We start from the raw sequence: 24,469 nt of genomic DNA on the forward strand, positions 1-24,469 counted from the left end.
GTTGGATGACATGTTACAACGGTGTCAGTGAGGCGCATTGGCAGCAACTGCCCGAACCTGCTGGAGGTGTTTTCACGATGTTGATGCGCACTGACCCCTTCCGTGAGCTGGACCGGCTGGCCCAGCAGCTGATGGGCCCGGGCACCTGGTCGAAGCCGTCGGCGATGCCGATGGACGCCTACCGCGAGGGCGACGAGTACGTGGTGGCCTTCGACCTCCCGGGCGTGGCCGCGGACGCGATCGACATCGACGTCGAGCGGAACATGCTGACCGTCAAGGCCGAGCGCCGACCGGTGGCGAAGGCCGACGACGTGCAGATGGAACTCTCCGAGCGGCCGCTGGGCGTGTTCTCCCGCCAGATCGTGCTCGCCGACACCCTCGACACCGAGCACATCAAGGCCGACTACGACGCGGGCGTGCTCACCCTGCGCATCCCGATCGCCGAGCGCGCCAAGCCCCGCAAGATCTCCATCGGCGTCGGATCCGGCCACAAGGAGATCTCCGGCTGAGCCGGACCGTCGAACGGCTCGAACAGCGGCGGAGGACGGGTACCTGGTCTCCCCTTCTCCCGTCCTCCGCGCGCCCCAATGAACGAGGAAAGGGGTGCGGCCGACGTGGCCCTGCGATGCGAAGCGTTCCTCGACCGGGTGAAGGAACGCGGCGAATACGGCTCCCTGCACGAGGCCGAGCGCGCGGCCCGCGTGGTGCTCGCCCTGCTGGGCGCACACCTGGTCGGCGAGGTACGCGCCCAGCTCGCCGCGCGTCTGCCGGAAGGCTTCGCCCTGATCCTTCTCAACCCGCTGCAGAGCGCCGAGCCGCTGTCACCGGAGCGGTTCGTCCGCGCGACCGCGGCCTGGATCGAAGGAGCCACCGAACAGACCGCGGCGTGGGACGCCAGCGCCGTCCTCAGCACCGTCGCCGACGCCGCCGGCGACGACCTGCTGAGCCAGATCCTGCTCCAGCTCCCCACGGGCTACGACCTCCTCTTCGGCCGCCCCCAGCCCACCTGACAGCGTCCGCACACCCGTACTGGGCGACGGCTGCCTTTCGGCGGCTGCGTACGGACCAGGAGCACCTGTTCACGATAGCCCTCGGTGCGCTCGGGCCCTGAGCACGCCCTCTCTTGGGGGAGCGGCTCCGGCCTTCCGAGCCCGTCAGACCTCGTCGGAGTGGGCGCCTGTGCCGGCTGAGCTCCGGCTGGCGGCCGGCCGGGAACCGGCGGGGGTCGCCGTATCCACGGTGAGGTGGAGGCGGGTGTCCCCGTCGAGCCCGGGGTAGCTGCGCTGTTCCGCGCCTGCGAAGCAGCGGCGAAGCACCTCCGCGACCGCGCGGGCGGCTTCGGGTGTGTGCGCGATGATCCGGACTTCGGCGAGTCCGAGCGACGGCACCGTCTGGGTCTCGATGTACTTCACGTGGGTGTGTTCCCTTCGGAATGGCGAGAGATCGGCGAGTGGGGCGCCATGGCGCCCCACTCGCTGCCCCCGGTCGAGGAACGTCCGTCCTTCACCGGTCGGCATCCGTGTGGTGGGCTCGACGACTGGTGCCGTCCGGCCGGACGGGAGGTCTCGGTAGGGGGTCGCTGTAGTGGTAGGCGGCGATCCGGGCGTCGTGCTGCGCGTTCAGCAGGTGGATCAGGCGCACTCCGACTCCGGTCGCGAGGATGATCGCTGCGATGAGGACGAGGGTCTCCACGACCTCACCTCCAGGTGTTTCCGGGCAGTGGGAGAGCGCGTCTGCCCATCGGGTTCCCGAAGGGGGACATGCAGGCCCCGCCTTCGCTTTCCCAGTCGGCTTCCCGGCGTCGGGCGTCGCGGATGCCGCGCCCGATGGCGGCTTCGCCGGCCATCAGAGCCCCGGCGGTGAGAACGCTGCCGGGGACCGCAGCGGCCGCCATCAGGCGGGCAGCGGCGCCCGGTTCGGTCTCGGGCGGGATCACCAGCAGGTCCCAGCGGCCGGTGGTGTAGGAGAGGAGGATCAGCTTGTCGGGGTGCTGTTCGGTGAACCAACCCACGTGCACGATGTGCCCGGCAACGGACACCTTGCGCGCGATGACGGGCCAGTGGGCGGGGTTGACGGTGACGCGCGTGATGCGGCCCCAGGTTTCGTCGAGTGCAGCCGCGAGTGGCGGAAGTTCGGCCTCGAGGTCGCGTGAACGGGGCCACCAGGCCCCGTCGAGCTGGCCGGCGAGGGTGGTCTTCGGGGTGAGGGACAAGCGTGCCGGGAGCTCTGCGGCGAGGTCGCGCGGCGCGGTCCGGTCGAGGGTGGTGGTCATGGTGCGGACCTGCCCCCGGGCTGCCCGTCGGCAGCCCGGTTTCTCGTGATCGCCGGAAACGACACCCGCATGAAAGCCGGTGTGCGAAGTACTCCCGGTACTTTCACTATACAGCTGTTCGGCGGGTTTTGACCGGCTTGATCAGGTACTCTCGGCGCGGCGCAGCACGTGTGCCGTACGAGCGGGGCAGCGGGACCGAAACGACGGGGGGCTCACGCACGTTGCGCTCTGCTGCGGTGGGAAACCACAAGCTCCCGAGAGGGATTCCGGACGCGCGTGGGGCCACGCGCTCGAAACGACGAAACCGAACTCCCCACGCCGATCAGCGCATCGGCCGACCACCTCGGACCGGTCACCCGCGCCGGTGTGCACACATCCGCCTCGAACAGGCTCCCCACCCGCCTGGTCGTCGACCACCGCGTCGTACATCTCGGCCCGACCCGGCTCGACGACGAGACGCCGTCATCACCGCGGCGACGACGACCACTTCGCCCTGCTGACGCTTCCCCGTCGCCCTGCTGGCGCTTCCCCCGAACACCACCGCCGATGCCGGCCGCGAAGCAAATGGCCCGCGCCGTCCCCGCCGACAGCACCACGGCGGCCTGCCGCATCGCCGAACAGACGATGCCTCAGCGGTTGGACCCTCGCTCGTCGACCGTCGATGCGCCATCGGCCGCGCCGTTGACGGACAGCACCCTCCAGACACCTCACACGCGGATGCGGACACCGACCGCAGGCGCACCGGCCCGTGGACGAATTCCGGCGCGAACGTCAGTCCTGAGATCGGACCGGGGCACCCGTGACGCCGCGCGGTAGTCGATCTCTTTGATCGCTGCTTGGCCGTGCGTCGTGCCGTCACGCAGCGTCGGCATCGACCGTGGTAGTCGACATGCATGCCGATGAAGCCCTCCAGCGCCGCAAACCGTTCGTCTCTGCTCGGACGGCTACGCCGTGCCGTCAGCCATTCCCCGGTCGGGCGCGGATGGCGGCGGAGCAGCGACCTGGAACTGGGGCAGCTTGCCCTGGGCTTCGCCGCGCTCGGATTCCTCACGCTGGTTCCGTTGCTGATCATCGTCTCCTCGGGCGATCCCCAGCAAGGGCGCGGGTTCGCACAGTGGCTGGGGGAAGGGCTCGGCGTGTCGACGGCTTCCAGAGAACAGGTGGAAGAGCTGTTCACCGGGCCCGGCCAGGCACTGCGGACCACGACCGCGTTCGGCATTGCGGCCCTGGCGGCCTTCGGGCTGACTTTTGCAGCGGCGGTGCAGGCCGGCTACGAGAAGGTCTGGGGCCTGCCGCCCACCCACTGGCGGGCCCGGTGGCGGCACGTTGTGTGGCTCGGTGTCCTCACCGGATACCTCTTCCTCTCCGCCACGACGACTCTGCGGCGCGAGCCTCTGGCGGGTGGAGCGGTCGCGTCACTGAGCGCGGTCCTGTTCCTGTGGTGGTCCCAGCACATGCTGCTCGGCGGGCGGATCCGCTGGCGAGCCCTGTTTCCCGGCGCCGTGGCCACCGTGATGGGACTGCTCGGCCTCAGAGTCTTCTCCCGCCTCGTCTTCTCGCCGTTGATCGCATCCAACGCTGTCACCTACGGGGCCATCGGGACCGTCCTGGTCATCCAGACCTGGCTGGTCGGCGTGGGCGTCGTCGTCTTCGGCGGCGCGCTGATCGGCCGCTTGGTGCACGAGGAACTGCCACGCGTGACACACGCACTGAAACGCCGAGGATGAGACGCCGTTCGGAGCCGGTCACGAGCGGATCGCGCCCATGCGGCTTTCGTTTGCCGGCGGAGCCCCGGGGACCAACGCGCGAGCCGCGGCGAGGCGGCGGGAAAATGGTGGCACGGTGCACGGCCCCGGAGAGGAGGTCAGACGTGGGCGACAAGAGAGACCTGCTGGCCGGGCTGAGCGTGGACGGCAGGCGACCCGAGCAGCCGGTACTGCTGGACGGCCAGGGCTTGCCGATCCGGACTTGGCGGGAGAACTATCCCTACAGCCACAAAGTGCCCAGGAGAGAGTACGAGCGCACCAAGCGGATCTTGCAGATCGAATTGCTGAAACTGCAACGATGGATCAAGGACACCGGTGGGCGCCTGATCGTCATCTGCGAAGGCCGCGACGCCGCCGGCAAGGGTGGGACGATCCAACGTTTCACCGAACGCCTCAACCCGCGCGGGGCCCGTGTCGTGGCCCTGGACAAACCAACCGCTCGGGAGGCCGGACAGTGGTACTTCCAGCGTTACGTCGCCCACCTCCCCGGCCCCGGAGAGATCGTCTTCTTCGACCGATCCTGGTACAACCGCGCCGGCGTGGAGAAGGTGATGGGGTTCTGCACTGCCGAGCAGTACGAACTCTTCCTCACTCAATGCCCCGCATTCGAACAGATGTTGGTACAGGATGACATCTGCCTGGTGAAGTTCTGGTTCTCCGTCTCCCAAGCCGAGCAGCGCACCCGGTTCGCGATCCGCCAGGTCGACCCGGTCCGCCAATGGAAACTCTCCCCCACCGACGTCGCCTCACTCGACCTTTGGGATGCCTACACGCAGGCCAAGGTCGCCATGTTCCGCGCCACGGACACCACCGGGGCACCCTGGACCGTGGTGAAGAGCAACGACAAACGGCGCGCCCGGCTCGAGGCCATCCGCCATCTGCTCACCTGCGTCGACTACGCCCGCAAAGACCCCGCAGCGGTAGGCACACCCGACCCGCTGATCATCGGCGCCGCCGACACCCTCCTCGAACCCGGAGAAGAGGACACCATCCTGTCCCCCACCCCGCTGGCACAGGACCCCACCGGCCCCGGACAGCACCCGCCCGGCAAAGGCGAGCCACCCAAAAGCCGCACGTAGCAGCCCTGGAACCGGCACGCAGCAGCCCTGGAACCGGCACGGAATGTCGGGCAGAGCCCCTTGCTGCCGGCCTCGGACCACTCGTGTCGGCTCTCCCCGCTGAGGTTGCCGGCGACATGCTCTCCCTGTTCGGTCGGCCGGGTGCTGTGATCGCAGCACCCGGCCGGGTGGGTGAAGGGTGGTCGTTCTGGCAGCCGTCGGCAGACACCGGTCGGGCCGGCGCAGCGTTCGGTCTACAGGGTGTCCGCGAAGAAGGATTCGAGCTTCTCCAGCGCCTGGGTGGTGTACTTCGGTGGTCGTACAGGTCGTAGTGGCTCGCGCCCTCGACGACGAAGATGTTCTTCCGGTCCGACCCGGCCCGGTCGAAGAGTTCCCAGCCGTCTCGGTACGAACCGAACGCACCCGGCACGTCGCCCACGATGACTTGCAGGGGCTGCGTCAGCAGAACCTCTGCCAGATGGAAGGCATCGAATCCCAGTGCCGCCTGCAGGCCCGAGAAGCGCAGCTTGTTCGGTGAGTTCGGGTTCTGCCCTCGGGACGTGCGGTAGTAGTCCACAGCGTTGACGATGTCGACGTCCGAGACGCCGACCTGCTCCCGCTCCTCGGGGGAGTCGGGGATGTAGGTGGTGATCAGCGGTTCCGCGCCACGTGCCTCGGCCGTACGCTGCCTGCCGATCGCTTCGAGCGTTTCGATCGCCGCGTGAGGGGTGAGGTTGCCCTCGCGCATGATCCGTCCGTAGTTCGCGGCTACCACGGTGCCCAGCGCCTTGATCCGGCGGTCCGTCATCGCCGCCGTCGCGGCATAGCCGCCACCACCGCAGACGCCCACGACGCCGATGCGGTCCTCGTCGACGTAGTCGAGCGTGACCAGGAGGTCCACCGCACAGCGGAAGTCCTCCACACGTGTGGCCGGGTCCTCCAGGTAGCGGGGCTCACCGCCGCTCTGTCCCTGGTGCGAGGCGTCGAACGCGAGCGTCACGTAGCCCAGTTCGGTCAGTCGCTCGGCGTAGACGCTGCCAGACGTCTGCTCCTTGCAGCTGCTGATCGGGGGGCGCAGATGACGGCCGGGTACTTCTCCGCCGGATCGAACCCGTCCGGGAGACGGAGGTCAGCCGCCACATCCCAGGTCCGATTCTTGAAACGCACAGATTCCGTTTGCATTGTTCCGTTCTCTTCATTGTTGCGATCCGCTGCAGGACGGCGCCGAGGTGCTCGGGCGTGTCACGCGGTCAGGTGCTGGCCGAAGAAGTCGGCGAGCTTGGCGACCGCGGGCACGACGTGAGCGTCCTGGTCGTACAGGGAGATGTGGGTGGCGCCGTCGACGACGAACAGTTCCTTGGGCTCCCGAGCCTTCCCGATGGCCTCACGGCTGAAGTAGGCGGTGTCCGACTCGGAACCGACGATCATCAGCACGGGGCGCGGCGCGATGAGCTCGATCATGGCGTAGGGGTCGAACTGTGCGATGTGGTCGATGCTGCGCAGCGGCCATTCGTTGTTCGAGTTGCAGTGACCACCCCGCGGGGTGCGGTAGTAGTTCTGCGCTTCCCGGTAGAGGGTGGGTGCCTCCTCCAGGCCCTCCGGGCCTTCCGGGGCCCAGTTCAGCACGGCCGGTGCCTCGCCCCTGGCTTCCGCGGTGCGTGCGGCGCCGGCCTGGTCGAGCAGGGACTGCAGGACCTCGGGGCCCTGGCCGCGGCCCAGGCCTTCGACCAGCAGGCTGCAAACGTCGACGGCGCTGACCGTGGCGACCGCCTTGATGCGGTGGTCGGTCTGCGCGGCGAACGGCACGTAGCCGCCGGAGGCGCAGATGCCCAGGGCGCCGATGCGGGCCGGGGCGATGCCGTCCCGGGTGGACAGATGGCTGACGGCGGCACGGACGTCCTCGGCACGCTGGAAGGGGTTCTCCAGACCGCGCGGGTAGCCCTCGCTGTCGCCCTGGTAGGCGGCGTCGAAGACGAGCGCGGCAAAGCCCTCGCGGGCCAGCCGTTCGGCGTAGATGCTCGCGGTCTGCTCCTTCACACCGCCGCCCGGGTGGGAGACCACCACGGCCGGCAGCGGGGCGCCGGTGTGGTCGTCCGGGGTGAACAGGATGCCGGCCAGCTGCAGACCGGCGCTGGGAAAGGTGACGGCGACCTTCATATGCTTGTTACTCCTTGGTTCACGAGTGCAATGGCCGCGGTGGCACGGGATCCGGGACGGCCTTTGAAAGGGGTTCCGCTCGTTAGGCCCCGGTGGCGGCGAAAGCAACGCTGCCACGTGCCGCGCGCCCGCAAAATGGGCGGTTTCCGGCCCAGGACTGTGCTGTCCTGGGACAGAATCGGCCCCCTCACAGTCCCCGTATTCACTGCCAGACTGTTTGCATGAGCACCAACGCGCACCGCGACGAGCTGGGCGCCTTCCTCAAGGCCCGCCGCAAGGAGCTCAGCCCCGCCATGGTGGGACTGCCGCAGGCCGAGGGCAGGCGCCGGGTCGCGGGTCTGCGCCGGGAGGAGGTGGCCCTGCTCGCCTCCATCAGCAGCGACTACTACACCCGCCTGGAGCAGGGACGGAGACAGGCCTCGCAAGCGGTGCTGGAGACTCTCGCCGAGATCCTCCGCCTCGACGACGACGAACGCGCCTACATGTTCGACCTGGCCGGCAAGGACGCATCCCGGTCGCGCCGGCGACCGGTGCAGAGAGTCCAGCCCCAGTTGCAGCGGCTGCTGGACGATCTGACCACCACACCCGCGGTGGTCCTGGGCCGCCGCATGGACGTCCTCGCTTGGAACCCGATGGCCGCGGCGCTGATCACCGACTTCAGCCGGATCCCGGAACGGCAGAGGAACCTGGTTCGGCTGGTGTTCGTCGACCCGGCCGTCAGAGCGCTGTACCCGGACTGGGAAGGCGTCGCCCACACCGCGGTGGCCCAACTGCGCATGGAGGCCCGCGACCCGCACGACACCAGGCTGGCCACCCTCGTGGGTGAACTTTCCGTCCAGGACGCCGACTTCCGGCGCTGGTGGGGCGCTCACCGCGTCGCCGTCCGCGGCATGGGCACCAAGGTATTCCGTCATCCCCTCGCAGGGGACCTCACCCTGGACTGGGACACCCTCGTCTGCTCCACCGACCCCGACCAGCAACTGGTCACCTGGACCGCCGAACCGGGCACCCGCTCCCACGACGGGCTGCGGATACTGGCCTCCTGGACCGCCGGTGCCGATCAGCCCTCAGCACCACCAACGAACGACGCCCGCTAGAAGTCCTCGTGCCGGTGTCGGCGAGCTTCCGCAGTTGTGCGCGGGAGATGCCGGTGAAGGCAGGACGGGGCAAGGCTGCGCGGGCCCATTGCTTGGTCATCACACGGGAGGAGCCCGTGCACACCGACATCCGAGCAGGCCCAGGCCCGCAAAGCGATCAAGGGCTGCGACCGCCGCCTCGCCCGCTACCAGGCCGCCCGCGTCGCCGGCGCCGACCCCGCCGTCGTCACCCAATGGATCAACGAAGCGCACCGGGACAAGGAAAGCGTCCAGAAGCAGCTCGACACGCTCCCCACGCGGACCGGTAGAAGGAGCCATCTCCTGACGCCCAGCGCATCCGACAGATCACGGACGGCCTCGGAGACATCGCACAACGCATCCACCCATACGAAGGTGACCTGACAGCCCATCACTCGGATTCGCGCCGGAGTCGTTGCCACGAGGGCTCACCGTGGAGGTGATCAGGCCGCGGTGTCGTAGGTCTGTGTCGTGATCCGTGTGCTGGACCCGTCGGTGAGCGTCGACTTGGTGGGGTTTCCGGCCGCGTCGTAGTCGGTGGTCGCGGTGAGCTTCTTGCCTGAGGGGTCGATCGTCTGGGTCTGCTGGATGATGCGGTCGTCGCCGTCGTAGGCGTACGTGGTGACGCGGTTGAGTCCGTTCGGGTCGAGGGTGCTGCGTGTGGTGCGGCCCGTGGCGTCGACGGTGTGGGTGACGGTGGTGCGGCCTCCGCCGGTGGTCTCCTGGATGAGGTTGCCGGCGCCGTCATAGGTGTTGGTTGCCAGGACGATGTCACGCTTGCTGCCGTCTGGCTTGGCCTCCCTGGTTGCTCCTTCTCGGTCCTGAGAGGGCGTCGAAGAGGGCGTTTCCCGAGGCTGCATCGCGTTGTGCGCGGAGGTCGCGGTCCGTGTCGGCTCGCGCGGTCTGGGCGACGAGAGCCAGTACCTCGTTGAGCGCGCGTTCCCCTATCCCTCGTTCGGTGTAGCTGTCGGGTGCTGTCATGAAGGCGAGCGTTGCCGCGGCGAGGATGCCTGGCACGTCCCCTCGGCTGGATGGCAGGGTGTTCAGCAGTCGGTCCACGGTGAGGGTGAGACCTTCGGGCCTGCGTAGGCCGAAGAGGTCTTGTGGCGTGCGGCCGTCGAGTTCTGCCAATCCCTCTCCGGTCAGGGCGGCTACGACGGCTTCTGCCTCATCGTCCGAAGCGTCGGCTTCCCCGGGGAGTGGCGGCAGGAGGCCGGCGGTGCCCGGCGGCATGGCTGCGCGGCAGACGAGGGCGCGCAGGCGGGCCGGCGGATAGTCTCCTGACCCCTCTTCGCCGTCGGGGCCCGCGGGGCCGAGGGCGTCGGTCAGCGTCCAGAGGTACGCGGCTCCGCATGCCGTGGTGGCGCAGACGTCTGCGAATGTCTCGCCGAGCCAGCGTTCCCAGTGAGCCAATCGCTGCGGGGTGAGGCCGGCTCGTTCGGTGAGTCGGGACTTGAGCGTGGGCGCCAGGCCGAAGTCGTCCTCGATGTGGTGGCCGGTCTCATGGGCAACTGCGAGGAGTGCTGGAAGGTGGCGGCCGCTGGACCATGGGATGCCGATGAGGGGGAACGGCAGGTGCTGGGCAGCGCTGCGACCGTGGAAGGTCCGCTGCCTGCCGTGGGAAAGCAGTGGCTCGAAGTCTGCGCCTCGGGCCATGGCGAAGGGGATGGGACGACGGCTCAAGAAGGTCAGTGGCGGCTCCTTGGGGAACTGTCCCGCCTTGGCTCCCGCCGCGCGGAGTGCGGGCTCGTAGAGGGACCAGGCCAGTTCGTCCGAGACGTCGAGCAGGGACTTGTAGCGGGGCAGGTGACGGATCAGCAGTTTGCCGCGGAAGAAGTCCCACAGGTGGTGCAGATCAAGCATGATCTCGGGAGCTCGCTGTGATCGGTCCGGCGCCGACATGCGCTCCACGCGTTCGAGAGCGGCCCGGAGGACGCCGATCGCGCCTGTCACCTGTGAGCGATGCTTCAGGAGCGGCCCCTCGGTCAGGACTGCTGCGCTCCACTCGTCGAGTTCTGTGTGGAAGTCCCCGAGGACGTGCCGGATCTCGTGCTCCCGGCGAGCGGGGTAGCCGACGGGCGCGTACCCGGTGGCGGCCGTCGGGGAAGTGTTGCCGGCATTCATGCCGGCTCTGTTTCGGGCTGCGGCTCGGAGATTCGCAGTGCGGATGGTGTGGCGAACAACGTGGTGCACAACGCGGTCAAGGTGTCGTGCCTCCAGTCGAGGTTCTGCAGCGATTGCCTGTGCCGCTTCCCGTCGACTGTGGTTTCGTCTTCCGAGTGGAGCAGAAGCATGGCTCGGACTGCTTTGTGCAGGTCCAACAGCGGCGCATCCCGGAGCAGTCCTGTGGCGAGGACCATGGCTGGGAGGTCTGGGGTTCTTGTCAGACCGGTGCAGATGACCGCGGGTGTCACACCGGATGCGAACAGCATGGCGGCGAAGTGGTTGCGTAGGACCAGCTGGAGGGGGATGTCGGCCGTCGAGCCGGGTCGGGGCGGGGCAAGGACGATCAGGGGTTGCGTTCCGGGCTCGAACGTGGCCAGCCATCGCACGAGTCTCGATGGGTCCAGATCGGACCCGGACGCTTTGCTTCCGAGACGGTCGCTGTGGCTCAGGCCGACGGGAGAGAGGTCGAAGTATGGCGTGGAGCCCGCCTTCGCCTTCAGTGGAGCGCTGACGTGGAGCAGTGCTGGTGCGCTTTCGTTCGTTGTGGGGAGCGCCTCGGGGGTGACGAGTTGGAGGGCCGCGCAGCCTTGGCTCTGGTACACGTCGGCGAGTGGTCGGCGCATCGGGCGGGGGTCGGCGGTTGCTTCGCCCGGGGTGTTCTCGAGGAGCAGGACGGTGCGGGCGCCGAGTTGGGGGCGTGTTTGCCTTCTGTTGTCTCGCATCAGCTGCCACAGGGCTGCCGCGCCTACGGAGAACAGGACGGTCCTGGCCGCGCCGCTGATGTTCTTGGAGAGTGCTGCGCCGACTGCGGCGGCGGTGAGCGTGCCCAGCAGGCCGTCGACCACGAGTTCCGGGGTGGAGATGGCCCGCAGGGCTGCTTGTAGTGCGCGGATGTCGGCTGACTCCGCGGTGTCCGGGAGGTTCCGGTACAGCACGGTGTCCCGGTCTTCTAGGCCGTCCGCGACGGGCACCAGTTCCCAGGGGAATGCGTGGGCGGCGGGGTCGTCGGACTGTACTTGGGTGTTGCTGGCGTGGTGGCCGGCGAGTGCCACGTCGCTGAGCCTCGGAGCTGCCTGTTGTGCGGCGGTTCGCCAGTCTTGGCGCAGTGTCTCGGCCAGGGCTTCGTGGTCGAGTGTGGAGTCGGTGTCGGTAGTGATGGCCAGCACGCGTTCGTCGTGTGGGCGTGCCAGCTCGTGCACGGTTCGGGAGGCTTGGCTCCACGGTTCCGGATGCCCGAGGCGGGCCAGCATGCGGTCGGCTGCGAGCCACATCGACTCCTGCCCGTGGGTTTGCCCCACGAGTCTCAGGATGTGCGCCTCCCAGAGTGAGGCCTGACGTACATGGCTCAGCGCCTCGGCTGCTGCGCTGAGTTGCTCCTCTTTGACCAGTGGGGAGTGTGTCTGTTTGGCAGTCAGCCACCGACCCACGGCGGCGAGCAGTGGGGCTTCTTCGGGGGCTGTACGGATGAGTCGCCGATTGGTCTGGGGGCGCACCTCGCCCTGCATCCTGATTTGGGAGCGGGCCCGGCGCCAGATGGGTAGCGGGTCGTCCGGGGCTTCACGGGTGAGGATGCGGTGGGCGCGGTCGGCGAGTGCGGCTGCTTGCTTGACCCGGCCGCGGATGCGTTCGAACTCGGCCAGGCGCAGGACTTGTACCTGCTGGTCGGCCGCGGTGTCCGCGGGCTGGACGATGCCGTCGAAGAGTGGTGCGAGTAGATCCAACTCGGGGTATGGATCGGGGCTGAGGGGTGTGGGGTACGTGGCCAGGCCTGCGAGCGCGGTCAGCCGGGCCGGGGGCGGTTGCAGGGTTGCCAGGGCTTCGGCCAGGCGTTCCGATCGTTGGTGGGAGCCGAGGGCCGCGGCCACGCCTCCCCGTAGGAGCTCGTTGCGTGTGCCTGCGGGCACCACGAGTAGGTCTTCATCTCTCACCTGGTATCCCAGGGTTCTGAGTTCGCGCCAGAGCAGTCCCCGTTGGACGGCCCACTCGTTCCTTCCGTCTGCGGCTCGAAGGTTCTTGAGGGCCTGAGCGGCGCGGCGGAGGTCTCCGAGGTGGCGTGCCAGGTAGGAGGCGTAGAGGAGGAGGCAGTGCGGATGCCCTTTGGGGAAGCCTAGGTCGCTCCAGAGGCCGGCTGCACGGTCGAAGGACTCCTGGGCTGAGTCCGCCGCGAGCAGTTCGCCTTCGATGGCCCCTTTTCTCATCAGGCTCGCGGCGAGGTACCGGTAGGCGGTGGGGCTCTCGCTGCCGGTGGACAGTCTCCGTACGTGGTCCAGCGCGTCAAGTGCCTGCTTGGACTGTCCCAGAAGGTGGTATCCCTGGGCGCGGAGCAGGCACGTTTCCATGCGTTGAGATCCGGTGGCGGCGGACAGTTCGAGTTGCTGAAGGGTGGTGATCGCCTCTGTGGGCGCGAACGCCTGGAGTTGCCTTCGTGCTTTGGCCAGGGTCGCACGAGTGCGTAGTGCGGCGAGTCGCTCGCGCTCTGTTCCCGGCCGTGGTTGTTCAGTCTCGGGCGCTTCCTCCTGTGGGAGGCTCACAGCGTCCTCGATTTCGAATGCCTGTGAGATGCGACCTTGCCGCTCGAGCTCTTGTGCGAGTTCGAGGGAGATGAGGAGTCGGCTGGTCTCGCTCCGTGCGGTAGCCAGCGCATCGCGGTATGTGGTCTCGGCGTTGGAGTCGTTCACTGCGGCCTGGATGCGGGCTAGGGTGACCTGGAGCCGTTCTCTCCACCGGTCGTCTGTCTCCCTGGGCAGCGCATCGCGGATCAGTTTCTGGGCCTCGATGTGCATGTTCTTGCCGCTGAGCAGGCTTGCTCTCAGGATGCTCTCGGCGCTGTCGGGCGGGAAAGGGGACGGAGCCGTGTTCCGCAGTCGGTCGACGAGGGCCAGCCTGCTTTCGACTTCGTTCCACATCGGGTCGGCTGGGCTGTAGGTGGTCTCTTCCGCCTGTTTGAGAACGAGGCTCGTGGCGATGGTCAGGTGCGCGGCGGCCAGTGTCGCGTGGCTGATGAGCAAGCCATTACCAGTGCGCTGCCTGGGTGCGTCGCCGTCGACGTACTCGTGCCCCAGTACCTCCTCGGCAAGTTCGCGCATGTCCTCTACCCGGCCGTGCCTGTCTGCCGTGTCGACGGCCTGACGCCAGAAGGCGTCGGCGTGCGGGTCCCCGGCCTGAAAACGGTGGTAGACCCCTTCCCGGGTGTGGCTGATCCATTGAGGGGGCTCTGCCTGTGCCAGGTCGTCAAACCGCTGGGCGAAGGCCAGGTGGAGATGCCGGGCGACGGGCTGGTGGGCGACCAGTTGTCGCATGGGTGCTACGACGTTGGGGTGGAAGACGACGACGGAGTCATCACCTGCGTGCCGGGAAACCCAGGACGACGCGCTTGCGTAGTCCAGTAGACGCCGCCAGGCGTCGTCGAGTCTTTCGGGTGGTTGGCTGGAGGTGGGGAAGACGTCCGGCCTACCCCGAAGGTGGTGGGCGTCCCTGAGGGGATCGTCGATGTCTTCACTGCCCAAGATCCCGCGCGCGATCCAGGGCGCCATGACGGTCCTGACGTCTTCGGCGCTGAGGCGGCGGGGGATCACGCCGTAGCGCAGCAGCCATCGCACGTCTCGGTCGTCGATGCGCTGCACGACCCGGTCGATCAGGTAGTGCAGATGCGGCTCTTGATGGGACGTCAGCGCATCAGGTGTGATGCTGGGATCACTGTCGATGACGTCGGCGCAGAGCGCCAGCGTGAAGGGGAGACCGTGGGACTTTCGGAACGCCGCCCTCACCAGTTCGCCGTCGGTGATTCCGCGCTTCTCACAGAGGTATGCGCGGGCCTGTTGGGCGGTGAAGGGCTTGAGTTCCCTGTGCTCGATTCCGGCATCGTCGAAGGCGCGAATGGCGTCGGGAACGCTTTCGCGGAGGTCGTACCGGCCGGCGATGATCAGCCGCATCCCGGGGCAGCGGTCGAGCATTCGTGTGAGCATATGGAGCAGGCGCTCGGCTTCGGCGGTGCCGTGGAGTAGCAGCTCCTCCAGCGTGTCTATCACCAGGACACACGGCTGGCCGGCACTCGCTTCGTTCAGGCGCACGGCGAAGTCGCTCAGCAGGCGTTCCTCCACAGCGGCGGAGTCGAGCGAGTCGATGGTCTGTGCGACGTCCTTGGCCAGCCGTGAGGGGCGGCGGTCCAGGAGCACACGGTAGGTGGCGTAGGCGTCGAGCCGTTCGAACACGCTCTTCGGTAGACGGCGGCTCAACTGCTCCGCGACTTCGAGCAGGATCAGCCACGGGTGCTGGCCTACGGCCCTGGCGCTGATGAAGTCGAAGTCCAGGCGTGCGCACAGCACGTCACTGGGCGCGGGTACCCAGCGCCGGGCGACGAGCCACCGAAGCATCATCGTCTTCCCCGCACCACCGGCCGCATGCAAATGCCATACCCGTGATTCGCCACGTAAGAGTTTGTCGGCGTCCCAGAGGAGGTCGTCCGGCGGAAGGTACTGTGCGGAGCGGGCGTAGTCGGCGGCCCAGTAGGAACGTGCCCTGACGTAGCCGGTTCGGTTCTGGAGCCGTTCGCACAATTCCGGCGTGAGGTGGGCGGATCGGTCCGGATCCCTCAGCACGTCGACGTAGTCCTCGCATGCCGCGAAGTCACGTTGGTTGTCGGCGCGATCGAAGTGCTCGTCAAACAGCGTCAGCGCCCGTTCCGGGTCGGCCAGGAGTAGGTGCCGTAGCTCCTCGTGTTCATCCCCCGCCTCGCGGGCGTGATCGGCGATCCTCTTTTCGAGGATGCGCAGAGTTGCGAACAGATCAGGCTGGGCAGGGTTGAGCCATTCAGCGAAATAGCTATTGCGGTCGCTTTCGGGGAGACTGTACTTCTCCGGTTCTCCGGGAACGACGACAACCGCACGTTCTTCGATGAGTTCTGCCAGCGTGGGCACTTCGGAGTGCGATTTCATGGCCCAGGGTCGGAGCACCTTTTCGTACAAGTTGGCGTCAAACGTGCGCGCGGCGGCGCCGGCTCGCAGGACTGCTCGCCAGGGCGGTGGGAGAAACGACCGAATGATCTCCTGCGGGGTTTCGCCGGCAGCCATCCTTCGGATGAGTTCGGCTGAGAGGCCCGTGGTGTTCCTCACCCTGCCTCCAGTTTATTGATCGCGGCCGCCCACTGGTCGACGTGCGGGGTGAGGCATTCAAACAGATCGACGCCGAAGTACTCCTGCGGCTGTCGGGCCAGAGCTTCCACGACTCCGATGGTGGCTTTGTTGGGCTCGCATCCAAGGCGCTGGCTGTACGCTCTGGCCAGCCGCACCAGCTGCCCGCGCCTGAAGTCACCGACTTGCACACGGCCTATGACGTGCGAGTCGGCGTCCGGGATTATCGGTCGCATCCAATTGTCGGGCGCGACAAGCACCAGGCGCAAGGGGGCCGCCTTGCCGTAAGCGATAGGGCGAATCAGCCCCTCGTACAGTTCACCGCCGAGCGACTCCTCCATGATCCGATCGGCGTGATCGAGTGCGAGGATCAACGGTTGGTCGGAAGCCACCCGGCGGAGGGTGGCGACGAAAGCCGCCATGATGTCCCTCTTGCGCTCATCCGCATGGCCGACGTCGTCATTGAAGGGATTCCACTCATCCTCCTGCCCGGCCCCCCCACCCTCGACCGATTGTACGTGGCCGACCACGAGCCTGTTCAACTCCGCGTTGAAGTCGCGGAAGGCATCCTTCGGCAGCGAGCAGAGCTGATCCGAGGAGATTGCCTGCTCTCGGATCGTGCGCAGCACCGTCAGCCAGTCCTTACGTCTCGTTCCACCGCCGGCGCGCGCTCCCGGTGCAGCGAGCCTGGATGACAGGTCCACCGAGATGATCTGGTGCCCGCGGAGGAACCATGTCGCCTGACACCAGTTGGACAGCCAGGTCTTACCCGTACGGCGGAAGTCGCCGTGGGAGTGTCCCCCGATCACGAGCACTGAGCGCTTCGGGATCCCGTCGTGGCTTCGCGGGTCGTCCAGCGCCCACCATGCCTGTCTGCGCTCCTCGACCTGACCCACAAAACGACGGAGATCGATGTACTGCTTGTGGCGGTGAATGTCTTCCGGCCGGGAGCCTTCGGGAGAACGGATTATCAAGGGCAGGACGGCGTCGGGCTCGGTACTGGTGAGCAGTACGGGGAGAGCCCACTCCCCTGTTCTTTCCGGTAGCTTGCCCAGCGCGGATCGTGCCGCTGCCATGCATTCGTCGATGGGCAGGCCGCGCACCAAACCCTCGTAGAAGCTCCGCGTGAAGACGACCGCAGCGGACGACTTGATGTCAGCCTGCATAGAGATCACGGCCCGGGCGCCGGTGTCAGAGAAGGCTTGAGCGATGCCTCCAACCCAATCTGCAGGATCTGCCTGGGCGAGATGGCAGGCGTTGAGCACCACCAGCCGCGGCTGCCACTGCGTCAGGTCGGCGACGTCCTCAGCGCACAGCTGCCAGCCACCCCCCGACTCGGTGGTGAACGAGAGCTCCGGGCTGCCACCACCCGCCCTCTGCATTCCATGGGCGATGAAGTGCACAGCGTGGGGGCGCAGTTCCTCGACTGCCTCCGCCAGTTCATGGGCGGAGTCCGGGCAGTCCAGGACTTCCACATGAGCCTGGCCGGGCCTGCACTCCAGTACACCAGACAACGCGGCCAGCTCCTGTTCAGCGAGGGCCTGCTCGTCACGCGCTGGTGTGCCGATGACCACCAGAACGCGCAGCGGCCACGCCTCGGGCATGCCGACGTCGACGGCGGGCACAGCAGCACCTCGCCTCATCAGAAGCTCGGGGCGACGCCACAACCACGCGCCACGCTGCCGCATGAGCTCCCAGGGCAATGACCTGAGCTCGGCCGGCTCTATGTCCAGGACCACACGCAACGGAGAGTCCGCGGTGCAACCCGCCCGCAGGGTGGCCCAATGGTCCGCCACACCGCCCCCGAGTAGGGCCTCATACAGAAGGTCGCCCGCCTCTCGGCGGTCGTCCTCGCTCGCGTTGCGGTCGAAGACCTCGCGAAGGCGGTGGACCTCCCCGAGGCTCCCCAACGGGACCGGTTCGTTGGAGCGATCGCCCGCCGATATGACGACGCCGAAGCCGACCCCGTCGCTCGAAGCAGTGATCCGCAGTGACGCTTTTTTCATCTTGCTCGACCCGCTCGGCTACTCCGACGCCGGATCCGACGTGTGCTGCTCCTCCGCTTCCGCCGTTTCCAGCACGGCACTCGGGTCATGCCGCGCCTCATCGATCAGTACTGGCGGCACGGGCTCAGGTTGGGCACCGCGTCCGGGCTGGCGTGGGCCGTAGTCCTCGGTGACGCTCCGGAACCAGCGTTTGCGCAGACGAACCACTCGGAAGAACGGGGTGCACTCTGCGCCAGCCCACTTCTCGGACACCCCACGGTGCCGGAGGATGGAGGCGCCCCCGGCGAGGTCCGCGATCCCAAAGGGGGCCTGGCCCAGGCCCGCCTGAAGTCTGAACTCCACCGATGCTCCGCTGGACTCGCTGATGAGCAGAGTGCCCGAGTTTGCGGATATGACCTGTGTGACGGCCAGGAGCGAGTCGTCCCAGGTCTGCCAGGTCAGGTCGACAAGCGCAGCCGCGAGTGCCTTCTCGTCGGCGACCGCCTGCTCTCGGAGTCCTTTGTAGACGACAAGAGCGGAATGACTCTTCGAGAACTCAACGGCTGCCCCTAACTCAGCCGCCGCCAAGGCGGAGAAACCCTCCACAGCAACGCCCGCAGGCTTGAAACGAACTGACGCGGAACCACCAGCGTCATGCAGCACGTCTGCATGCGGGTTGCCCGCCCGATCCTCATAGGTCACACCACGGTCCTTGAGCGTCCCGGCACGCCGCACATGACCATCGACGTTGTGCAGTACGTCGCCCACAGAGATCCGCTCGGTGATCGGCCAAGCGAACCACCAGGACTTCCCCCAAGAGCCTCGAACGGCCTTTCGATACACGGTGAACGGCTTACTCATGCGGTCCCCCTCGCCCTGCCCCCTCGTGCAGCGCTCAGGATAACGGGGCGACTACGGCACGTGTCCGCACTTTCGACTGATTCCTCGAGCCGGGCCGGCTTGAGTAGGCACGAGCGGATTCACGAACAGGCGTGCTAACCCAGAGCTATCGCCACACGCGCCCACCCCAGCAGGTCGCAGCGACCCGTCGAGGGACCATCTCCGGGTCTGATGCAGGTTCCGGTTGACCTGCCCCACCTCTCAGGTTCCAGTTCTGCTGGCTAACTGACGGCCTTCACGAAAGGCTGCCGGACATGCCCCGCGCCTACCCCGCTGAGTTCCGCGCCCGCGCCATCGCGTTGGTGCGGGCAGGAAAAGAACAGAAGCAGACGCCCGGCCACCTCTCGGCGCCCCAGGTGGAGCTCCACCAGGGCCGCGGCGTGGTGCGACCCGATCACCCGGCGGTCGTCCCGCCCGGTGCTCTGCACTCTGGGGGTGCGGTGGGCGCGGGTTGGGGCGACGCTGGTGAGAGTGTTCACCCACTCCGTAGGGAGATCAGCGATGATCAAAATGCTGCACGAGAAAGGCCTGCGCAGCGAACACGCCTACACGGCCGCCGTGGTTTCGATCGGCCTCTCCATCTTCTCCTGGACCGCGTCAATGAAGGCGGAGCCGGGTTTCGGTGTCGATCGCGCCGACCGGTGGGGCATTTTCGTCGGGGAATGGGCACCCACCTTCTTCGGTCTCGGGCTCGCACTGTCCCAGTACGAGCAGCAGGAGGGCACGCTGACATCGAAGGTGCGTGACCTCCACCCGGTGGAGGACAGGCCGGCCATGTAGCAGCGCACTGCGCCCTGCCCGGACGCTCTCGGGCAGGGCGCAGTGGGGGGACCTGCACGCCCGTCATCCGGCCCCCTCCGTGACGGCTGCGGTTGTCGACCGTTCCACTTGTGTTCACGTCACATGGACTCCAACGACCACACTCCGCTCCGTGCTGTCGCGCTCGTCTGCACCTTGTCTCCCTCGCCCGCGCGATCGAGCTCACAACTGCTGGCCGAGCAGACCATGGCCGCCCTCGCCGGCACGGCGTCACGGCGTCACGGGCAAGACCATTCGTATCGCCGATCACGACGTGAAGCCCGGCGTGAAGGCCCACATGGGCGAGGGGGGCGCGTGGCCTGAGATCCGGGACACGATCCTGGGCCGCGACATCTTGATCCTGTCCACGCCGATCTGGCTCGGCCACCCCTCCAGCAGCGCCCAGCGCGTCTTGGAGCGCCTGAACGCGGAGCTCTCCGAGACCGACGACGAGGGCCGCATGCTTCCCGAGCAGGCCAAAGCCCGCAACGCGATCAAGGACTGCGACCACCGCCTCGCCCGCTACCAGGCCGCTCTCGACGCCGGCGCCGACCCCGCCGTCGTCAGCCAATGGAGCAACGAAGCACCCCGAGACAAGGAGAGCGCCCAGAAGCAGCTCGACACGCTCCTCCACACGAGCCGGCAAAAGAAGCCACCGCTCAATGCCCACCGCATCCGACAGATCACGGAGGGCCTCGGCGACATCGCACAACGCATTCACGCAGCCAGCGCCGATGCAAAGGGGCCGCTCTACGAAGCCCTCGGCATTGCGATCACCTACGAACACGAAACGAGGGCCGCAACCGTAAGGTCGAGGCCCTCGAATCCGTATCGTCAGTGGTTGTGTCCGAGGGGGGACTTGAACCCCCACGCCCGATAAAGGGCACTAGCACCTCAAGCTAGCGCGTCTGCCATTCCGCCACCCGGACCAGGTGTTTCGTCGCCCTCGGGGCGTTCCCCGCGGCGACATGGATAACTCTACCAGGGGTTCGCGGCGCCTCTGAACCGCATTTCCCGTGGTCAGTGACGTGAGGCGGCGGCGACAGCCCCCAGCGGCGTCACCCCCGTCCACACACGGGCCCGGCGCACGGAAAGTGACCGTACGCGTACGCGCCGTACCCCGTCGTCTAGCCTCGCTGGGGTGAGCCGAGAACTTCGTCAGCGCAGGCCGCGTGCCCTGTCGCCGCTGCGGGAGCATCTGCGCGACACCTTCTGGTTCGCGCCCACCACGACCCTTGCGCTCGCCTTCCTGCTGTGGGGTGCCGCCGACACCCTCGACGTCGCGCTCGTGGAGGCCCTGAGGCAGAACGGGGACCTCGAGGGCATCCGCCACCTCATGCGCGTCGCCGAGGACGCCCGGACCATCGTCACCACCGTCAGCGCGGCGATGATGACCTTCATCGGTGTCGTCTTCAGCATCTCGCTGGTCGCCGTCCAGATGGCCGCCGGGAACTTCACCCCCCGGATCGTGCGGATCTTCATCCGCAGCAGGATCAGCAAGCTCACCTTCTCGGTGTTCCTGGCGACGTTCCTGCTGTCGCTCCTGGTCCTCACCTCGTACGAGACCGAGGCCGACCCGCGGGACGTCATGACCGTACCGGTCGTCCAGAGCGCCCTGACCGTCGTCATGGTCCTGCTCAGCCTGGTGCTGTTCATCGCCTACGTCACACAGACCCTGCAGCTCATGAAGGTCGGACCGGTCGTCGAACGCATCAACAAGGAGTCGCTCGGGGAAGTCGCGAGGATGCCCGTGCAGGGACCCGACGGGACACCCCTGGCGCCCGAGATCGCGCGCATGAGCCACCAGGGACACGCCGGCGTCCTGCGGGACGCGCACATCGCGCGGCTGGTGCGCGTCGCCCGGCGGAACGGGGTCGTGCTGCGGCTCATCCCCCGCATCGGGGACTACGTCGTGCCCGGCACGCCTGTACTCGCGGTGCACGGGCCGCGCGTGCCCGCCCGGTCGGCGCTGCGGCACAGCGTGTCGGTCGGGGTCGAGCGCACCTTCCACCAGGACCTGGGGTTCGGACTGCGGCAACTGTCCGACATCGCACTGCGGGCCCTCTCCCCCGCCGTGAACGATCCGACCACCGCCGTGCAGTGCCTCGACCGGATCGTGGAGTTCCTCGCCGCGGTCGCCGCACGCCCACTGGGCGCGGTGCACCATCGCGACCGCAAGGGGGCGGTGCGGCTGGTGCAGAACGTCCCCGGATGGACCGACCTGGTCGATCTCGGCCTCACCGAGATCCGCGGCTGCGCCGCGGCGAGCCCCCAGGTGTCCCGGCGCATGCTGGCCGGCATCGACGACCTGCTGCGGCTCGTACCGGACGAACGGCGCGCACCGCTCGAACGGCACCGGGGTCTGCTGGTGCAGGCCGTGGAACGCACCCTGCCCGAGGCGGCGGAGCGCGCATTCGCGCTGCGGCCCGACCGCCAGGGCATCGGCTGACCGGACGGGTCACCCGGCCGCCCCAGGACGCGCGGCCCCGGGGCGGCTCGTGGGCATGGGCCGCGGCATGCGCCGAGAGCCCATCTCCCGGCCGGCGTCAGGCGTTGAGCTGGTAGTCGGGGAAGTTGCCCGGCAGACGCTCCCCCGGCTCGCCCACGGTCACCGCCTTGACCAGCAGCTCGCCGCCGACGAACGCGCCGCGCCAGGACGCGCCGAAGCCCCCGAAGAGCTCCTCGCGGTCACCGCGCGAACGCGGCTTTCCCCGGCCCACCTTGAACGCCCGGATCTGTGGCGACAACCGCTCGTACGTCTCCCGGTCGTCCGTCGACAGCGATGCGACGAGCGCGCCGTTGGAGGCGTTCATCGCGGCGAGCAGCTCCGCCTCCGTGTCGACGAGGACGATCGTGTCGACCGGCCCGAAGGGCTCGGCGTGGTGCAACGGGGAGGACGGCGGCGGGTTGAGGAGGGTCACCGGCGCCACGTACGCGCCGGTGTCCTGGCCCGGCAGGAAGTGACCGTCCGCGAGCGAGCCCCGGTGCAGCGGGACGGCGCCCCGGTCGACGGCCTCGGCGACCTGGTCGGTCAGCTCCTTGGCCTTCGCCGCGTTGATCAGGGGACCGAAGTCCAGTGCGGGGAGCGGGTCGTCCGGGTGTTCGACGGCGAGAGGGTGGCCCAGCCTGATCGAGCGTACGGCCGGCAGGTAGGCGGCGAGGAAGTCGTCGAAGAGGGCGCGCTGGACGACGAAACGCGGGTAGGCGGTGCAGCGCTGCTTGCCGTAGTCGAACAGCTTGGGGATGACGGCGCCGAGCGCGTCCCAGTCGGAGTAGTTCCAGATGCCCCAGGCGTTGAGGCCCTCCTGTTCGAGGATGTGGCGCTTGCCGAGGTCGGCCACGGCGGTGGCGATCCGGGCGCCGGTGTCGCGGCCGCCGACGAAGGAGACGCAGCCGATCTCGGGTGCGCGGACCAGCGCCTCGGACAGGTCGCTGCCGCTGCCGCTGACGAGGGTGACCGGGATTCCCTCGCGGGCGGCGAGTGCGCAGGCGAGGGTGAGGCAGGAAAGGCCCCCGTCGGTGGGCGTCTTGGCGATGACCGCGTTGCCGGCGAGGGCCTGGACGAGCATCGCGTGGACGAGGACGGACATCGGGTAGTTCCAGCTGGCGATGTTGGAGACCGGGCCGTCGAGCGGTGAGCGGCCGTCGAGCATGTCCTCGATGCCGTCCACGTACCAGCGGACCCCGTCGATGGCCCGGTCGACGTCGGCCTGGGCGAGCCGCCAGGGCTTGCCGATCTCGTGGACCAGCAGCAGGGACAGCAGTTCGCGGTGCTCGCAGAGCGCGTCGAGGGTGGCGGTCACCCTGGCGCGGCGTTCGGGGAGGGAGATGTGGCGCCAGGACCGGTGCTGGTCGAGCGAGGCGTGGACGGCCCGGTGGGCCGTGTCCGCGGCCAGCCTGGGCGGGCCGGCTATCGGCCCGCCGTCGACCGGGCTGGTGGCGGGAAGAGGGCGGCCGTCGGCCTGCCAGCGGGCGTCCCAGAGGTTGAGTACGCGGTCGTCGCGGAACGCCTCGGGGGCGACGGCGAGACAGCGCTGCCAGGCGTCGGACCAGGAGGTGCCGGGCTTGAGGGTGAGGGTGGGTGTGCCGTTGCGGGATGATGCCATGAGTGGTCTCCGCTCTCGGTGCACGGTCGGGGCGGGAGGAACGGCTCGTCGCGCGAGGAACGTCGTGAGCCCGATACCCCGGCTGTCGCGCTCCTCCAACCAAGTGTGGGTGACGTCACCCCGTGTCACTGGGCGAGTAGGCTCCGTACGAGCCGTGCGGTCTCGGTGGGGGTCGAGCCGACGGTGACGCCGGCGGCCTCGAGGGCGGCCCTCTTCGCCTGTGCGGTGCCGGTGGATCCGGAGACGATGGCACCGGCGTGACCCATGGTTCTGCCTTCCGGTGCGGTGAAGCCGGCGATGTATGCGATGACAGGTTTTGAAATCTGTTCGCTGACATATGTCGCCGCTCGTTCCTCCGCGTCTCCCCCGATCTCCCCGATCAGCACGATGAGTTCCGTGTCCGGATCCGCTTCGAAGGCCGCGAGGCAGTCGATGTGGCTCGTCCCGATGACGGGGTCGCCCCCGATGCCCACCGCCGACGAGAAGCCGATGTCGCGCAGTTCGTGCATCAGTTGGTAGGTGAGCGTCCCTGACTTGGACACGAGCCCGATCCGCCCGGGCTGGGGCGCGATGTCCGCGGGGATGATGCCCGCGTTGGACTGTCCCGGGCTGATGAGGCCGGGGCAGTTGGGGCCGATGATGCGAGTGCCTCGTGCCTTCGCGTACGCGGTGAAGGCGACGGCGTCGTGGACGGGCACGCCTTCGGTGATGACGACGGCGAGGCCGATCCCCGCGTCCGCCGCTTCGATGACGGCGGCGCCGGTGAACTGGGGCGGGACGAAGACGACGGTGACGTCCGCGCCGGTGGTGTCCACCGCTTCGCGCACGGTGCCGAAGACGGGGACGGTGCGGTCGTCGAAGTCGACGCTGCGCCCGGCCTTGCGCGGGTTGACCCCGCCGACGACGTCGGTGCCGGCGGCGAGCATCCGCCGGGTGTGCTTCATGCCCTCGGCGCCCGTCATGCCCTGGACGAGGACCTTGCTGTCCTTGGTGAGATGGATGGCCATTCCGGGTCTC

General features: G+C 68.1%; 20 protein-coding genes and 1 tRNA gene. 9 read left to right on the top strand and 12 right to left on the bottom strand.

Annotated elements, in window-relative coordinates:
• Window positions 1-77 precede the first annotated feature (77 nt).
• On the top strand, window positions 78-509 hold the full coding sequence (locus tag BLT82_RS27505; protein ID WP_093659605.1) for an Hsp20/alpha crystallin family protein: 432 nt from the start codon (window positions 78-80) through the stop codon (window positions 507-509).
• Between the two features lie 78 nt (window positions 510-587).
• The gene (locus tag BLT82_RS27510) at window positions 588-1,010 is read left to right on the top strand and encodes a DUF2267 domain-containing protein (protein ID WP_244529658.1); all 423 of its coding nucleotides are present in this window, start codon (window positions 588-590) and stop codon (window positions 1,008-1,010) included.
• A gap of 144 nt (window positions 1,011-1,154) precedes the next feature.
• Here the strand turns inward: BLT82_RS27510 and BLT82_RS27515 are convergent, their stop codons facing one another.
• The 3 genes from BLT82_RS27515 to BLT82_RS27525 all read right to left on the bottom strand — a co-directional run bounded on the left by BLT82_RS27515 (window position 1,155) and on the right by BLT82_RS27525 (window position 2,272).
• The gene (locus tag BLT82_RS27515) at window positions 1,155-1,412 is read right to left on the bottom strand and encodes a hypothetical protein (RefSeq protein WP_208868057.1); all 258 of its coding nucleotides are present in this window, start codon (window positions 1,410-1,412) and stop codon (window positions 1,155-1,157) included.
• 91 nt (window positions 1,413-1,503) lie between these two features.
• On the bottom strand, window positions 1,504-1,692 hold the full coding sequence (locus BLT82_RS27520; RefSeq protein ID WP_093659609.1) for a hypothetical protein: 189 nt from the start codon (window positions 1,690-1,692) through the stop codon (window positions 1,504-1,506).
• 4 nt (window positions 1,693-1,696) lie between these two features.
• A complete protein-coding gene (locus BLT82_RS27525) occupies window positions 1,697-2,272 on the bottom strand; it encodes a DUF5994 family protein (protein WP_093659611.1) in 576 nt (191 codons plus the stop codon).
• A gap of 276 nt (window positions 2,273-2,548) precedes the next feature.
• Between BLT82_RS27525 and BLT82_RS38865 the strand changes: the two genes are divergently transcribed.
• The 3 genes from BLT82_RS38865 (at window position 2,549) to ppk2 (ending at window position 5,117) form a co-directional block, all read left to right on the top strand.
• Window positions 2,549-3,088: a DUF5994 family protein gene (locus BLT82_RS38865; RefSeq protein ID WP_404205392.1), complete on the top strand. Its 540-nt coding sequence runs from the start codon at window positions 2,549-2,551 to the stop codon at window positions 3,086-3,088.
• A gap of 77 nt (window positions 3,089-3,165) precedes the next feature.
• Window positions 3,166-3,999 carry a YihY/virulence factor BrkB family protein gene (locus tag BLT82_RS27530; protein WP_093659613.1) on the top strand — a complete coding sequence of 278 codons (834 nt, stop codon included), beginning with the start codon at window positions 3,166-3,168 and terminating at the stop codon, window positions 3,997-3,999.
• A 104-nt stretch (window positions 4,000-4,103) separates the two neighbouring features.
• Window positions 4,104-5,117: a polyphosphate kinase 2 gene (gene ppk2, locus BLT82_RS27535; protein ID WP_093659615.1), complete on the top strand. Its 1,014-nt coding sequence runs from the start codon at window positions 4,104-4,106 to the stop codon at window positions 5,115-5,117.
• Window positions 5,118-6,338: 1,221 nt separating this feature from the next.
• On the opposite strand, the gene BLT82_RS27545 is transcribed toward ppk2, so the two are convergent.
• On the bottom strand, window positions 6,339-7,253 hold the full coding sequence (locus tag BLT82_RS27545) for an alpha/beta hydrolase (protein WP_093659617.1): 915 nt from the start codon (window positions 7,251-7,253) through the stop codon (window positions 6,339-6,341).
• A gap of 221 nt (window positions 7,254-7,474) precedes the next feature.
• On the opposite strand from BLT82_RS27545, the gene BLT82_RS27550 reads away from it, so the two are divergent.
• Entirely contained in the window at window positions 7,475-8,350 is an 876-nt protein-coding gene (locus tag BLT82_RS27550; protein WP_093659619.1) for a helix-turn-helix domain-containing protein, read from the top strand.
• Between the two features lie 461 nt (window positions 8,351-8,811).
• On the opposite strand, the gene BLT82_RS27560 is transcribed toward BLT82_RS27550, so the two are convergent.
• Genes BLT82_RS27560 through BLT82_RS27580 form a run of 5 tightly spaced genes read right to left on the bottom strand, consistent with a single transcriptional unit; the run spans window position 8,812 to window position 18,509 of the window.
• The gene (locus tag BLT82_RS27560) at window positions 8,812-9,228 is read right to left on the bottom strand and encodes a hypothetical protein (RefSeq protein ID WP_093659623.1); all 417 of its coding nucleotides are present in this window, start codon (window positions 9,226-9,228) and stop codon (window positions 8,812-8,814) included.
• Window positions 9,140-10,492: a hypothetical protein gene (locus BLT82_RS27565; protein ID WP_093659625.1), complete on the bottom strand. Its 1,353-nt coding sequence runs from the start codon at window positions 10,490-10,492 to the stop codon at window positions 9,140-9,142. Before BLT82_RS27565 ends, BLT82_RS27560 begins: the two co-directional genes overlap by 89 nt.
• Entirely contained in the window at window positions 10,489-15,645 is a 5,157-nt protein-coding gene (locus BLT82_RS27570; RefSeq protein WP_143041552.1) for a hypothetical protein, read from the bottom strand. Before BLT82_RS27570 ends, BLT82_RS27565 begins: the two co-directional genes overlap by 4 nt.
• Entirely contained in the window at window positions 15,642-17,669 is a 2,028-nt protein-coding gene (locus tag BLT82_RS27575; RefSeq protein ID WP_093659629.1) for a CHAT domain-containing protein, read from the bottom strand. Before BLT82_RS27575 ends, BLT82_RS27570 begins: the two co-directional genes overlap by 4 nt.
• A gap of 18 nt (window positions 17,670-17,687) precedes the next feature.
• Entirely contained in the window at window positions 17,688-18,509 is an 822-nt protein-coding gene (locus tag BLT82_RS27580; RefSeq protein ID WP_143041553.1) for a hypothetical protein, read from the bottom strand.
• Window positions 18,510-19,049: 540 nt separating this feature from the next.
• On the opposite strand from BLT82_RS27580, the gene BLT82_RS27590 reads away from it, so the two are divergent.
• Both BLT82_RS27590 and BLT82_RS38870 read left to right on the top strand, forming a co-directional pair.
• Window positions 19,050-19,328 carry a hypothetical protein gene (locus tag BLT82_RS27590; protein ID WP_093659635.1) on the top strand — a complete coding sequence of 93 codons (279 nt, stop codon included), beginning with the start codon at window positions 19,050-19,052 and terminating at the stop codon, window positions 19,326-19,328.
• Between the two features lie 292 nt (window positions 19,329-19,620).
• Window positions 19,621-20,226, top strand: coding sequence for a flavodoxin family protein (locus tag BLT82_RS38870; protein ID WP_404205397.1), 606 nt, complete (start codon window positions 19,621-19,623; stop codon window positions 20,224-20,226).
• On the opposite strand, the gene BLT82_RS27600 is transcribed toward BLT82_RS38870, so the two are convergent.
• Window positions 20,191-20,275: transfer RNA gene (locus BLT82_RS27600), tRNA-Leu, on the bottom strand. The genes BLT82_RS38870 and BLT82_RS27600 overlap by 36 nt on opposite strands.
• Before the next feature lie 212 nt (window positions 20,276-20,487).
• Here BLT82_RS27600 and BLT82_RS27605 point away from each other — a divergent pair.
• A complete protein-coding gene (locus BLT82_RS27605; protein ID WP_093659637.1) occupies window positions 20,488-21,795 on the top strand; it encodes a DUF2254 domain-containing protein in 1,308 nt (435 codons plus the stop codon).
• Window positions 21,796-21,892: 97 nt separating this feature from the next.
• On the opposite strand, the gene BLT82_RS27610 is transcribed toward BLT82_RS27605, so the two are convergent.
• On the bottom strand, window positions 21,893-23,452 hold the full coding sequence (locus tag BLT82_RS27610) for an aldehyde dehydrogenase family protein (protein WP_093659639.1): 1,560 nt from the start codon (window positions 23,450-23,452) through the stop codon (window positions 21,893-21,895).
• 125 nt (window positions 23,453-23,577) lie between these two features.
• Window positions 23,578-24,459 carry a succinate--CoA ligase subunit alpha gene (gene sucD / locus BLT82_RS27615; RefSeq protein WP_093659641.1) on the bottom strand — a complete coding sequence of 294 codons (882 nt, stop codon included), beginning with the start codon at window positions 24,457-24,459 and terminating at the stop codon, window positions 23,578-23,580.
• Between the last annotated feature and the right edge of the window lie 10 nt (window positions 24,460-24,469).

Origin of the sequence: Streptomyces wuyuanensis (assembly GCF_900103455.1) — a bacterium.
Lineage (GTDB): Bacteria > Actinomycetota > Actinomycetes > Streptomycetales > Streptomycetaceae > Streptomyces > Streptomyces wuyuanensis.

Coding starts and splice junctions, on each gene's coding strand:
- BLT82_RS27505 (WP_093659605.1), top strand. CDS start 78: ATGTTGATGCGCACTGACCCCTTCCGTGAGCTGGACCGGCTGGCCCAG.
- BLT82_RS27510 (WP_244529658.1), top strand. CDS start 588: ATGAACGAGGAAAGGGGTGCGGCCGACGTGGCCCTGCGATGCGAAGCG.
- BLT82_RS27525 (WP_093659611.1), bottom strand. CDS start 2,272: ATGACCACCACCCTCGACCGGACCGCGCCGCGCGACCTCGCCGCAGAG.
- BLT82_RS27530 (WP_093659613.1), top strand. CDS start 3,166: ATGCCGATGAAGCCCTCCAGCGCCGCAAACCGTTCGTCTCTGCTCGGA.
- ppk2 (WP_093659615.1), top strand. CDS start 4,104: ATGGTGGCACGGTGCACGGCCCCGGAGAGGAGGTCAGACGTGGGCGAC.
- BLT82_RS27545 (WP_093659617.1), bottom strand. CDS start 7,253: ATGAAGGTCGCCGTCACCTTTCCCAGCGCCGGTCTGCAGCTGGCCGGC.
- BLT82_RS27550 (WP_093659619.1), top strand. CDS start 7,475: ATGAGCACCAACGCGCACCGCGACGAGCTGGGCGCCTTCCTCAAGGCC.
- BLT82_RS27560 (WP_093659623.1), bottom strand. CDS start 9,228: ATGCAGCCTCGGGAAACGCCCTCTTCGACGCCCTCTCAGGACCGAGAA.
- BLT82_RS27565 (WP_093659625.1), bottom strand. CDS start 10,492: ATGAATGCCGGCAACACTTCCCCGACGGCCGCCACCGGGTACGCGCCC.
- BLT82_RS27575 (WP_093659629.1), bottom strand. CDS start 17,669: ATGAAAAAAGCGTCACTGCGGATCACTGCTTCGAGCGACGGGGTCGGC.
- BLT82_RS27580 (WP_143041553.1), bottom strand. CDS start 18,509: ATGAGTAAGCCGTTCACCGTGTATCGAAAGGCCGTTCGAGGCTCTTGG.
- BLT82_RS27590 (WP_093659635.1), top strand. CDS start 19,050: ATGATCAAAATGCTGCACGAGAAAGGCCTGCGCAGCGAACACGCCTAC.
- BLT82_RS27610 (WP_093659639.1), bottom strand. CDS start 23,452: ATGGCATCATCCCGCAACGGCACACCCACCCTCACCCTCAAGCCCGGC.
- sucD (WP_093659641.1), bottom strand. CDS start 24,459: ATGGCCATCCATCTCACCAAGGACAGCAAGGTCCTCGTCCAGGGCATG.